Source organism: Glaciimonas sp. CA11.2, assembly GCF_034314045.1.
Lineage (GTDB): Bacteria > Pseudomonadota > Gammaproteobacteria > Burkholderiales > Burkholderiaceae_D > Glaciimonas.
Genome location: NZ_JAVIWL010000001.1, coordinates 858,855 through 871,992 on the forward strand (window position 1 = coordinate 858,855; position 13,138 = coordinate 871,992).

Here is a 13,138-nt window from a genome sequence, read left to right on the forward strand (position 1 = left end):
GATTTCAAACCCTCATTTCAGCTTCTGACTTTCCATCCCGATGTTAAGTTCTGACCCAGCAAACTCACCGACGAGCATACGATGCAACATCTTACCGCCCCTGAATTAGCTGCCTGGATCGCCGATCCGGACCGTCCAACGCCTTTGTTACTAGATGTTCGTGAACCGTGGGAATATGAGACTTGTCATATTGCCGATTCACAATTAATGCCAATGCAAACCATTCCAGCTCGCCTCAATGAACTGGAAGAAGATCAGCAGGTCGTTTGTATTTGCCATCATGGCGCGCGCAGTATGTCCGTAGCGGCATTTTTGGAGCGCAATCACTTCACCAATGTCATTAACCTAACGGGCGGGATGCATGCATGGGCGCAACAGGTCGACAGCACTATGCCGGTCTATTGAAAGCGCGCAATCTTTTTGCATCAGCGGCCCCGCTTGCCTCAGGCGCACTCCGGCTACCGAAATCGAAAGCAAAGTTGATGCGTCAGCGCCATGGCAATTTGCTAGGCGGACTGATGCTAGTGGTCGGCGCTTTATCGTCTTTTAATTCACAGGCACTTGATCTGGTGCAAACCTATCATCAAGCGCTTGCTAATGATGCAATTTATACAAGTGCCCGTTATGCATTAACGGCTGGCCGGGAAACCAGTGTTCAGGGTCGTGCAGGTCTGTTGCCGCAAATTGGACTAAGTGGGGCTTACAATCGATCAGGGGATAACTGGAATAAGAGCACCAACGAATATGCTCTGCAATTAATTCAGCCGCTTTATCGTCCTGCGAATTGGGAGCAATATGAACAAGCAAAACTCTCCGTTGCTGGCAGCGAAGTTACATTTTTTCAGGCCGAGCAAGATTTGATATTGCGCGTCGGACAAGCTTACTTTGATGTATTGGCAGCGCAAGACGTGCTGACCTTTCTAAAAGCGCAAGAAAGCGCCATCGCAGAGCAATTAGCCTCCGCTAAACGCAATTTTGAAATTGGCAGCGCGACTATTACCGATACCAACGAAGCGCAAGCCAGCTTTGATCTGGTACTAGCACAAGAAATCGCGGCAAATAACAATCTGGAAGTTGCACGCAGCACGTTACAACAAATCAGCGGTCAAGCACCCGCGCCGCTGGCGACATTGCGTCCTAGCGTCAAGCTCAGTGCCCCGGAACCTGCGCAAATTACGCCTTGGGTTGGCATTGCAGAACAACAAAATTACAGCGTTTTGGGCCAGCAAATTTCGCTTGAAGCGGCAAAACGCCAAATCAAGTTAAAGCGCGCCGGACATTTACCTACTGTTGATCTGGTCGCAAGCCGTAATTTCTCTAATATTAATGGCAACAATAACCAATTTTCGAATGGTTCAGGCACATCTAATGCGATAGGCGTGCAATGGACGATTCCGCTGTACTCAGGCGGATCGGTTAACAGCGAAGTAAAACAGGCAGTCGCACTGGAAGACAAAGCACGATCCGATCTTGAGTATGCCCGCAGGACGGCAGCGTTGAACGCGCGCCAGGCCTATTTAGGAGTAAGTAACGGATTGGCGCAGATAAAAGCATTGGAAGCGGCAGAAATTTCCAGCCAGTCCTCGCTGGACTCGAATAAGCTAGGCTATCAGGTCGGGGTACGTATCAATATTGACGTATTGAATGCGGAGCAACAGTTGTTTTCCACCCGCCGTGATTTGGCTAAGGTACGTTACGATACGTTGATGAATGGCCTAAAACTGAAAGCTGCAACCGGCGCTCTGAAAGAAAACGACCTGGTACAGGTTAATACATTGTTGGTCCCCGTTTATTATTAGACATAGCACTTGGGCCTTATAAACGCGTCACGAAGCTGATCGCAGTACCAGTCGCAGAAAGATCACTGACATTCAGCAGTGCATCATTTCATTGGCGCTCGCAGCTTTAAATATCCAGAAATATAGGTCACTGCTGTCGCAGATAAGCGTTGCAAACCTTTTCGACCTTCATGCCAACTTTATCTGATTCAGAACTCCACGATTAATCTAGAGTAATGAATTATTTACATCATGAAGCGACTTTGATTGAAGCAAATCCTCGGATCTGCTTCAGATCAAATTTTTTCCAAAGTGGGTGCAGTTTTTAAGGCGTGGATACAAAGATCAACAATGTTGACTGCTTGCTCACCCAAATCAAAGCTATCTGGGCTGAACAACCAATTATCCAGTACCCCTGACAACAGCGCCTGCACCGTAATCGCGGCCAAGGTGGTATCAAGATTGCGCGGCAATTGCCCTTTTGCCACTGCAAATCGCAAAATACGTTGAATATTGATGCGCCCCTCCAGAAAGCATTCTTGCTGGCGCATATAGATAGGATCCATTGGATCGACAAATTCGCACTTATGCAAAATCGTGGCAAAAATCTTACGCGTCTGTACGTTGTTGACACCCTCGCCCAATGCAAATAAGCACCAGCTTCGGAATTGTCCGAGTGGGTCAATTGAACTCTCTTCAGCACTGTTACGAATCAGCGCTTCCATCGGCAGATGGACGCGCTCACACATCGTATTGAATAAATCACTTTTATTGGTGAAGTGCCAATAAATTGCACCACGAGAAACACCGGCGGCATTGGCTACGTCGGCAAGGGAAGTATGCGCTACACCTTGCGCATAAAATACGTCTACCGCTGCATCCAAAATGCGTGAGCGCGTTTCCAGCGCTTCTTCTTTTGTACATCTTGCCATTTTTATTTATCTCCGAACCGATGTAGTGTGCAGGTGCAACATTTTTGCCACGAACAACACATACATTCATGAATGTATGTATAATAGCACATCCGCGGCGTCTTGCCGACTAACTTGAAGCGTCAGGACCATATAGTAGCCCGGCGCTTTACATTCCGTATTTTGGTCAACGTCAACTCCGCACCACCCTCAGCATGACCGGTACTTATTTAACGTACTTTTGCCGTACTTATTCACGATACTTATTCACTTTTTGTGCGAGAAATTTTATGAATTCAGTCAACTCACTATATCGTTTTACGCGGATAGCGTTAGCCATAGCAGTATTGTCAGCGGTTGCCGCTTGCGGTAAGAAACCAGATGCGCCAGGCGCACCGCCGCCTGCGGAAGTATCGATTATTAGTATCGCGCCTGAACGCCTCGCGCTGTCCTCAGAGTTGCCAGGCCGCCTGGAAGCGACCCGCATTGCAGAAGTGCGTGCGCGCGCCGCCGGCATTATTCTCAAGCGTAACTTTGTCGAAGGAAGCGACGTGAAAGCCGGTCAAATTTTGTTCCGCATTGACCCTGCGCAGTTACAGGCAACCTTTGAGAGCACGCAAGCAGCATTGGCAAAAGCAGACGCCAATCTGACTCAGGCAACCCTCAAAGCGCAACGTTATAAACCGTTGGTAGAAGCCAATGCGGTGAGCAAGCAAGATTATGACGACGCGGTAGCGTTACAAAAACAAGCCGCGGCTGATGTTGCTTCTGCCAAGGCCGCACGCCAGACTGCTAGCCTCAACCTTGGTTATGCCACGGTCAATTCGCCGATTTCCGGCCGTATCGGTCGCGCGCTGGTAACCGAAGGGGCGTTGGTTGGGCAAGGCGAAGTTACCCAGTTGGCAACCGTACAGCAGATCGACCCTATTTACGTCAATTTGACGCAATCCAGCACTGACATATTGAAACTGCAGCAAGCGTTGAAAAACGGTCAATTGCAAAGCGTCGGCAAAGGACAGGCGAAAGTCACACTGGTCACGGAAGACGGTAGCACTTACCCACAAAGCGGCAAATTACTATTTTCGGATCTGACGGTTGACCCGACTACCGGCTCGGTCAGCATCCGTGCTGAATTCCCTAATCCTGACCATAGTTTGTTGCCCGGCATGTACGTACGCGCCAAACTGGAACAAGCCGTCAACGATCAGGCGATCACAGTACCGCAACAAGCGGTCACACGGGATATGACAGGCGCGACAGTCTTTGTCGTAGATGCTGACAACAAGGTGGTTGCGCGAACTATCAAAGCAGACAATGCCCAAGGTGATAAATGGGTCGTCACGGAAGGCCTGAAGACCGGCGACAGAGTCATCGTGGAAGGTTTGCAAAAAATCAAACCGGGTGTCGTCGTTAAGCCAGTCCCATGGAAAAATCCAGCAGTCGCAGAGACCGCTACAACAACGACCATGCCAACACCAGCGGCCGCACCGGCAGCGGCAGCAAGCGCAGCCGCCGCCTCGGCAACCTCTACCGCTAAATAAGGAGCACCCAGATGGGAAAGTTTTTCATTGATCGCCCGGTTTTTGCTTGGGTGCTCGCTATTTTCATCCTGCTCGGGGGTGCTTTAGCCATTACGCAATTACCCGTTGCACAATATCCGTCCATCGCGCCGCCTACGATCGTCATCAGCGCCAACTATCCAGGTGCGAAAGCACAAACTCTGGATGATAGTGTGACTAGTCTGATTGAACAGGAAATGAACGGTGCGGACGGTTTGCAATACATTGAATCACAAAGCCAGGCAAACGGCGCCGTGCAAATCACGGTGACATTTTCGCCTGATACCAATGCCGATCTGGCAGCGGTAGACGTTCAAAACCGCTTGAAACGGGTCGAAGCCCGACTGCCAGCAGCAGTTACCCAACAGGGTGTACAGGTCACAAAGTCGCGTAGTAACTTCTTGATGTTCATCGGCTTATCTTCTACCGATGGCAAACTTGATCCAGTCGCGCTGGGCGACTATTTGTCGCGCAATGTGCTCAATGAAATCAAACGCGTTCCTGGCGTTGGTCAAGCGCAGTTATTTGGTACAGAACGCGCGATGCGTATCTGGATTGATCCTGCTAAATTGGTCGGTCTGAATCTTACACCGGGTGATGTTACCAGTGCCATTCAGGCGCAAAATGCCTTGGTCGCTGGCGGTACTATCGGTGATTTGCCAAGTCCGGGCACGCAGCAAATCTCTGCCACTGTCGTTGTTACCGGTCAACTGAATACAGTTGAGCAATTCGGCAATATTCAACTACGCGCTAACAAAGACGGCTCAATCGTCCGTCTGCGTGACGTCGCGCGTATTGAAATCGGCGGCCAATCGTATGCCACCTCGGGTCGTCTGGATGGTAAGCCAACGTCATTCGTCGGTGTTCAGTTGTCCCCAACGGCAAACGCGTTAGGCACCGCTAAAGCAGTGCATGCCAAAATGGAAGAGTTGTCTAAATACTTCCCGGCTGGCGTCAAATATACCGTTCCATACGACACCTCAACTTTCGTCAAAATATCGATCGAAGAAGTGGTCAAAACACTGATTGAAGCGATCATCCTGGTGTTCCTGGTGATGTATCTGTTCTTGCAGAATATTCGCTACACATTGATTCCGACCATTGTGGTGCCGGTGGCGTTGATGGGTACTTTTGCTACGCTGCTATTGTTCGGCTTCTCGATCAACGTACTGACCATGTTCGGTATGGTGCTGGCAATCGGTATTTTGGTCGATGATGCAATTGTGGTGGTCGAAAACGTTGAGCGCATCATGAGCGAAGAAGGTTTGTCGCCGCGCGACGCAACACGTAAGGCAATGGGACAAATTACCGGTGCGTTGATCGGTATCACGCTCGTGTTGATCGCAGTATTCATCCCGATGGCTTTCTTCAGCGGCGCGGTTGGTGCGATTTATCGCCAATTCTCGTTGTCGATGGTCGCGTCGATGTTCTTCTCTGTATTGATGGCATTTACGCTGACACCAGCATTGTGCGCCACAATCCTGAAGCCAGTGGAAGCGGGACATCATCACGAGAAAAAAGGCTTCTTCGGTTGGTTCAATCGTCGCTTTAACGCCACCACTACCAGCTATCAAGGAATTATCGCAAAGATGCTCACCAAAACCGGCCGTTACATGCTGGTCTATGGTGCGATCGTCGTCTGCGTTGGCTTACTTTATGCGCGTTTGCCAGCGTCATTTCTGCCAAGTGAAGATCAGGGTTATATCGTCACCAACGTGCAATTGCCCGCTGGTGCAAGCCAGAATCGTACTTTGGAGGTGATCAAGACAATCGAAGCGTATTACGCCAAGTTACCTGCCGTTGCGCACGTGGTTGCGATTACCGGCTTCAGCTTCTCTGGTAATGGGCAAAATGCTGGCCTGGTTTTCGTTCCGCTAAAAGACTGGAGTCAGCGTGGCCCGAGTGAATCTGCCGATGCGATAGCTGGCGCAGCATTTGGTGCTTTTTCTAAAATCAAAGATGCAATTATCTTTCCATTGAATCCACCACCGATCCCGGAATTGGGTAACGCAACGGGCTTCACTTTCCGCTTACAAGACCGCGCTGGTTTAGGGCACGCCGCGTTGATCGCGGCCCGTAATCAATTGCTGGGTATGGCTGGGAAAAGTAAAATTCTGGCTGGTATTCGCCCTGAAGGTTTGGAAGATGCGCCACAGTTACAACTTGATATTGACCGCGACAAAGCGAATGCGCTGGGCGTGACATTCGATGCCATTAACAGCACGCTATCGGTGGCGCTAGGTTCGGCCTACGTGAACGACTTCCCAAATCAGGGACGCCAACAACGTGTGATCGTACAAGCTGATGCACCGCAACGTCTGCACCCCGAAGATCTGGCTAAACTGTACGTCAAAAATACAACTGGATCGATGGTGCCAATGTCAGCCTTTACCACCTCGCATTGGATCAGTGGACCGGTGCAACTGACGCGCTATAACGGCTATCCTGCAATGAAAATTTCGGGCGGCGCAGCACCAGGCCATAGTACTGGTGAAGCAATGGACGAAATGGAAGCGCTGACGGCCAAATTGCCCCCGGGCTTTGGCTTTGAGTGGACCGGGCAATCGTTGGAAGAAAAAACCTCCGGATCACAAGCGCCGATGCTGTATCTGTTGTCCCTGATTGCGGTATTCCTGGTATTGGCTGCGTTGTACGAAAGCACGTCTATTCCATTCGCCGTGATGTTAGTGGTGCCGTTGGGTATTTTGGGCGCATTGCTGGGTGTGACGTTGCGCGGCATGCCGAACGATGTGTACTTTAAAGTCGGGATGATTACCGTCATCGGTTTGTCTGCGAAAAATGCGATTCTGATTATTGAGTTTGCAAAAGACTTGCAGGCACAAGGCAAGGGATTGATCGAAGCAACACTCGAAGCAGTACATTTGCGGTTCCGACCGATTTTGATGACATCCATGGCGTTTATCCTCGGTGTATTGCCGTTAGCCATCAAGACCGGCGCGGGTTCAGGCAGTCAGCGTGCGATTGGTACCGGCGTGATGGGCGGGATGATTACGGCGACCGTTTTGGCGGTATTCCTGGTGCCAGTCTTCTTCGTTGTGGTCCGTAAATTCTTCAAGGGCAGCGAGCGTCAGAACAAAATGTATGCGGCCAACAAAAAAATTGATGTGGAGGACCAGCATGTTTAATTCTTTACCAAAACACCTGACCAGCGTTCTGCTGCTGGCAGGCGTGCTATCGGGTTGCAGCATGGCCCCAACTTACGAGCGACCAACAGCGCCAGTGGCGGGGACTTTCCCTGCCGAGGAGTTTGCAACAACGCAATCAAACGCTGATGCGGTTGCACTGGGCTGGCGTCAGTTCTTCCCCGACCAGCGCCTTCAAACGCTGATTGCGGCAGCACTCGTCAACAACCGTGATTTGCGAACGGCAGCGCTGAATATCGAAGCGGCAAGTGCGCAGTACAACATTACCGCTGCTGATGCATTGCCAAATTTTGAGGGCAATCTCAGCAAGACCCGCAGTCGCTCTGCCGCTAATCAATTGCTTCCCGGTCAAGCGCCGGTCGGCAATGCTTATTCAGTCGGATTAAATATGACTGCGTTTGAGCTGGATTTTTTTGGGCGTGTACGTAGCCTGAAAGATGCGGCACTGGCAAGTTATCTATCTACTGAAGAAGCGCGCCGATCAGTACAAATTACCCTCGTTGCGCAAGTCGCTCAAGCGTATCTGGCGGAACGGTCCTATGCGGAACAGCAAGAACTGGCGCAACAAACGTTGAACAGCCGATTGCAGGACTATAAGCTAGCAAAAATGCGATTTGAAGTAGGCGCATCATCAGCACTCGACTTACGCGTATCCGAAACACTAGTGCAGTCTGCTCGTGTTTCATTTGCCACATTGGCCCGTCAACGCGGTCAGGCAACCAACGCGCTGACATTATTGGTAGGCAAACCAATGACTGATCTTCCAGCGCCACAAACGCTGGAGTCTCAGCAAATCGTGACGGATATTCCTGCCGGTTTGCCGTCCGACTTACTGATCCGGCGTCCTGATATTCGCTCTGCCGAACAACAACTGCGTGCTGCCAACGCAAACATCGGCGCTGCCCGCGCTGCGTTCTTCCCACAAATATCTCTGACTGCTGGGATCGGTAATGCCAGTTCGTCACTCGGTAGTCTGTTTGAAGCGGGTAGTCGTACCTGGTCATTTATCCCGCAACTGACGCTGCCGATTTTTGAGGGCGGACGTAATCGCGCTAATCTGACGTTGTCGGAAGTACGTAAAAACATTGCCGTCGCCAACTACGAAAAAACCATCCAGACCGCGTTCAGTGAAGTCGCTGATGCCTTGGTTGCACGTGGTGCACTTGATGAGCAATTGGATGCACAACAAGCCTTTTTAGTCGCGCAGCAAGAGCGCGTTAAATTGACCGACCTGCGCTTTAAGAACGGCATTGCCAGCTCTAATGAAATGTTGGACGCAGACCGCGATCTGTTTTCTGCTCAGCAAGCATTGATCCAGACGCGTCAATTGCGCTTGAACAACGCGATTGACTTGTATCGATCATTGGGTGGCGGCTTGAACGAAACGACACAAGCGCCCATAGCGGTGGTCACGTCGAAGCAGACAGTAAAATAAAATCGTAAAGATATACATCTGTAAAGGGAAGAAATTCACTTAGAACAAAGCCCGCAACGGATTAATCCTTGCGGGCTTTTTTAATGACTCTATGGAATATCACTCGCGATAGATGACATCAATAGCGTAACCTGTACCACACGATACCGATCCATTCATGCAACGCATAATAACTGCGGCGAAGCCCTTCTCCGGTCGGCATAAAATCCAACAATGACTGTTGGCTACGACTAAAAAATACCGTCGGCGCAGGTATTCCGTCCAAACCACTTTGCTTGAAAATCATCCGCGCACGTGGCATATGAATCGCATCCGTCACTAACAAAATATGCTTCACTTTGTCCCGAGAGAGAATTGCGTAGGACAGAGAAGCATTTTGCGCCGTGTTATCGGAAGCGTCCTCGATCCATTTCACTGGCGTACCAAAATCCTGCTCCAGAGAGCGCGCCATCACCGCCGCCTCCGACTCTCCACCACCTTCTGGTTGTCCGCCAGTGACTAATATTGGCAAGCCAGTTTCTCGATGCAGTTTGGCCGCATAGCGCAGTCGGGCTAACGTCACGTAACTGGGACTATCAACATCGCCATATTCCGGAGAATTGGCTAACCGACCGCCACCAAGAACGACGATAGCTTGCGCGTCCCCGATTGATTTCATATTGAGAACAGGCGCCTGATTTTCTAACGGCGCGACAAACAATAAAGAACCTGCTTTAGTGCTGATCACTAGCAAAATAATCAGTGCACCAACACTGAGCGATAACCCGCAACGAGAGTAGCGGCGACGTAAAGCCAAGCCCAGAAAACAGACCAACATCAAACTCGTAGGTGGAAGCAAAAATGTACTGACAAGATTATTGATAATAAGAGCAATGTGCATTTTGTATTCTTCAATTCGCTCGAGATAGTTATGGCTTGCATGGATGCGCAAATGTGCGAGTTTGCGGGAAAGTCATTCGTGACTATTTCCCGAATCTGGCGAAAACCGACTAGTGCAGATTCTATCTATTGTAGCGACGACAGTAACAAAGCCAACAGCGCCAAAGTCCTGGCCGTCGCGCCACGATGCAGTCGCGCGAACTCGCTGCCGTGCCGCCCCATCGTCTCACGCTCTTGATCAGCGAGCAATAATCGACTCGCTACATCGAGCATGTCGCCCGCATCCGTTACCCGCACAGTCGCACCGGCAGCGATCGCTTGCTCCGTCACTGCGGCAAAATTAAAAGTATGAGGACCAATCAGGACGGGCCTACCAACCGCACATGCTTCGATCAAATTTTGTCCGCCTAACGGCATCAGACTTCCACCAATAAATGCGATATCCGAGGCGCCATAATATGCAAACATTTCCCCCATCGAGTCGCCGAGCAGCACCTTGATTTCCGGCTTAAGTTGGTCGTTTCCCAAGGCTGATCGTCTTGCCATTAGTAATTTATTCGCCGTGATCAAATTGGCAACCTCATCGAATCGCTGTGGATGACGTGGAACGATGATCAGCAACAGGTTTTCGATCGAAAGCGCCCTCTCCGCTTTGCACAACTCCGCAAGGATGAGTGCTTCCTCGCCCTCCCGCGTGCTAGCGCACAACAGCACTGGGCGTAACCCTATTTGATGACGCAGAGCAATACCGATGCGTACTAAATCCTCTGACGGTTCGACATCAAATTTAAGATTACCGGTAATCGTCACGCTGCTGGCACCGAGTTGCTGCAACCGCTGCGCATCTTCTTTCGTTTGCGCACCAACGCAAGAAATTCCATGCGCGGCTTCAGTCATCAGCGTCTCAAATTTTTTCCCGCGTCGCAATGACCGCTCCGATAACCGCGCATTGACCAACGCTACCGGAACCTTATAACGGGCGCATTGTGCAATCATGTTCGGCCAGACTTCGGTTTCCATCAGGACGCACAAGCGCGGCGAAAAATGACGTAAAAATCGACCCACCATCCAACCCGTGTCATAAGGCAGAAAACTTTGTACTACACGCGCTGAGGTACCAAACAGCGCCTGTCCGGTTGCACGACCGGTCGCGGTCATGTGCGTCAACAAGATCGTGTGTTGCGGGTAATCGGCGAGTAGCATATTCACCAGTGGTTCAGCCGCCCGTGTTTCTCCGACGGATACCGCATGCACCCATATATAGGAGGGCGTCGGGTATACAGCACCATTATTTAGCTTCGGATAAAATCCCAGGCGTTCCGGAATATACTGCCGATATCCCGGCTCCTTGCGACCACGCCACCAAAGGCGACACAGCGCCAGCGGAATGATTAACCACCACACAAAAGAATAAAGCAGGCGATACCAATGCGCCCGCATCAAATCAGACTGTGGCCGGTTAGCCGCGTCAAAATAGCTAATGGACTAGCGTTGGAATCATATTGATTTGCTGCGGGCAAGTGCAAGGTCTGCTCCATCATATATTGCCCAGACATCACCGCATGCGGCGTCTGATCAGAAAAACACACCCACACCGAACTGGCTGCAAAAGGCATCGTCACTTGCGGTCCACTGCGCTGATATTCCATATCCGACTTCATGCTGTCATGCAATTGCAGCATCAGATGATCATATTCACTGCGCAGAGATTTGGTCACATGGGCCGCTTTAAGCACACGCGCTTGCCAGCGAGAATAAGCCTTCACCTGCGGTAAAAATCGTTTTGCGACATCCTCAAACGGCTCGCCCACACGCCATACGCGTGGTACTCCGTCAGGATTCAGATTGGCAAATACACGCAAAATACGTTCGCCATAATTAGGGCGGGAAGGAAACGCATCAACATGCATCCGCTTGTCATCGGCACGCCACGACTGCGCACGTGTCTCGACTTGCATCGGTCGATAACTGGTCGGTGCTAATCGCACGATAGCGCTATACGCGGGTAATAAAGATTCAATTAACTGCCGCGCCTGAACTCGAAAACGTCCCACCATCGCAGCCATTGCTGCCTGATCAGCGGCATCCCCAAGAACGCCTTTGATAACACCATCAGCATTGAGACTGATATTGCGGCTTTTAGGATCAAGGATAGTTGGCGACAAAAATCGCCGTTCATCCTGCATCAAATCGAACGCAAGCCGAGGAAAATACAATACTTTCCCCGCTTCAAGTGCCGCGATCCAAGCGTTGTCGGGGGTGGCGACGTGCCAGTCTGCGCAGTCGATTTCGAGAATTTGTTGTTCCATCGCCGTATTATGCCGTGTTGTGTTAGCTGGGTGAACTGTTAAGGTCAATAATCGATGTGTGGTTTAGGCCAAAAGTCCAGAGGGTGCGTCCAAGTCATCCACCGACTTCAGTAGAGTGTCCAGGGCGGATATGACCTCATCAACCGTCGGCGATCGGCCCTCATCCCCTAAATTAACAATATTCTGGGACCAATTACCTTCCGTTTTCCAGCGTGGCGAATCACAGTACAACTCAATAGTCGGACGGTTAAAAGCCGCCGCAACATGCGTTAGTCCGGTGTCGACACCGATCACTAAAGATGCTCGCTGGGCCAGCATGACCGCTTCCATCAACGGTAATTTAGGAAGTACGTAGGCGTTAGGCATTTGTGCGGCCATCTTCTCAGCCGTTTGTTTTTCAGCCTCGCTGCCCCAAGGCAACAATATTGTCATCTTGTATTCTGATAATTTTTTAGCGATGCGTACCCAATTGGCAAACGCCCACTGTTTTTCGGCGCGTGCAGTGCCGTGAAAAAAAACAGCATAAGGAGCACCCGCCAACCACGTTGGCGACTGTTCAAGTGGGATGTCTGGCATCTTCAGATTGAAATCTGCCAGGCCGTCAACGCTATAACCCAACGCTTGGGCTGCAACCTGACGCGCACGCAAAACTGCATGCGTACGCAAATCAACCTTAACACTCATCGTATGAAAAATACGCGATATCGGTTCGTAGCCAGAACCCTCCGTCGCGTTTGCCAATCCAACCCGTTTGCCATTTTCTGCGATACGCGCCATTCGCATAACGATACTTGTTTTCAACAATCCCTGCGTATCAAAAACAACGTCATAAGCATCTTGCTTAAGCAAACGTCTAAAGTCGGACATTTCTCCCCGCGTCGCCACTGTTAGCAGGCTTTTGCGCCAGCGTCGCAACGCAAACGGAATGACTCTACGCACGTCTGAGTTAAGCCGTACCAAACTAGCGTAACCTTCCTCCACGACCCAATCAATATTGGCATCAGGAAAATGGCGTCGGATGTCAGACACCATGGGCATGTTATGCACTACGTCGCCTAGCGAGGAAACACGAACGATGAGGATGTTCAAGCAAATTTCAGTAC

At 50.6% G+C, this 13,138-nt stretch carries 10 protein-coding genes; 5 read left to right on the forward strand and 5 right to left on the reverse strand.

What is annotated here, in order from left to right; translation table 11 throughout:
* Positions 1–81 precede the first annotated feature (81 nt).
* Positions 82–405 (forward strand): rhodanese-like domain-containing protein, encoded by a 324-nt coding sequence (locus tag RGU75_RS03660; protein ID WP_322233110.1) that lies wholly within the window; start codon positions 82–84, stop codon positions 403–405.
* A 113-nt stretch (positions 406–518) separates the two neighbouring features.
* Positions 519–1,799, forward strand: a complete 1,281-nt coding sequence (locus RGU75_RS03665; protein ID WP_322240204.1) for a TolC family outer membrane protein — start codon at positions 519–521, stop codon at positions 1,797–1,799.
* Between the two features lie 275 nt (positions 1,800–2,074).
* Here the strand turns inward: RGU75_RS03665 and RGU75_RS03670 are convergent, their stop codons facing one another.
* Positions 2,075–2,710: a TetR family transcriptional regulator gene (locus RGU75_RS03670; protein WP_322233112.1), complete on the reverse strand. Its 636-nt coding sequence runs from the start codon at positions 2,708–2,710 to the stop codon at positions 2,075–2,077.
* A 269-nt stretch (positions 2,711–2,979) separates the two neighbouring features.
* Between RGU75_RS03670 and RGU75_RS03675 the strand changes: the two genes are divergently transcribed.
* Genes RGU75_RS03675 through RGU75_RS03685 form a run of 3 tightly spaced genes read left to right on the forward strand, consistent with a single transcriptional unit; the run spans position 2,980 to position 8,847 of the window.
* A complete protein-coding gene (locus tag RGU75_RS03675; protein WP_322233114.1) occupies positions 2,980–4,230 on the forward strand; it encodes an efflux RND transporter periplasmic adaptor subunit in 1,251 nt (416 codons plus the stop codon).
* A gap of 11 nt (positions 4,231–4,241) precedes the next feature.
* Entirely contained in the window at positions 4,242–7,394 is a 3,153-nt protein-coding gene (locus tag RGU75_RS03680; protein ID WP_322233116.1) for an efflux RND transporter permease subunit, read from the forward strand.
* Positions 7,387–8,847: an efflux transporter outer membrane subunit gene (locus RGU75_RS03685; protein ID WP_322233118.1), complete on the forward strand. Its 1,461-nt coding sequence runs from the start codon at positions 7,387–7,389 to the stop codon at positions 8,845–8,847. The genes RGU75_RS03680 and RGU75_RS03685 overlap by 8 nt, the downstream gene beginning before the upstream one ends.
* 118 nt (positions 8,848–8,965) lie before the next feature.
* Here the strand turns inward: RGU75_RS03685 and RGU75_RS03690 are convergent, their stop codons facing one another.
* From RGU75_RS03690 to waaC, 4 genes are all read right to left on the reverse strand, one after another.
* Complete coding sequence (locus tag RGU75_RS03690; protein WP_322233120.1) at positions 8,966–9,727, reverse strand: YdcF family protein; 762 nt, start codon at positions 9,725–9,727, stop codon at positions 8,966–8,968.
* Positions 9,728–9,852: 125 nt separating this feature from the next.
* Entirely contained in the window at positions 9,853–11,166 is a 1,314-nt protein-coding gene (waaA, locus tag RGU75_RS03695) for a lipid IV(A) 3-deoxy-D-manno-octulosonic acid transferase (protein ID WP_322233122.1), read from the reverse strand.
* On the reverse strand, positions 11,166–12,035 hold the full coding sequence (locus RGU75_RS03700; RefSeq protein WP_322233125.1) for a Kdo hydroxylase family protein: 870 nt from the start codon (positions 12,033–12,035) through the stop codon (positions 11,166–11,168). The genes waaA and RGU75_RS03700 overlap by 1 nt, the downstream gene beginning before the upstream one ends.
* 63 nt (positions 12,036–12,098) lie before the next feature.
* Positions 12,099–13,124: a lipopolysaccharide heptosyltransferase I gene (gene waaC, locus RGU75_RS03705; RefSeq protein WP_322233127.1), complete on the reverse strand. Its 1,026-nt coding sequence runs from the start codon at positions 13,122–13,124 to the stop codon at positions 12,099–12,101.
* Between the last annotated feature and the right edge of the window lie 14 nt (positions 13,125–13,138).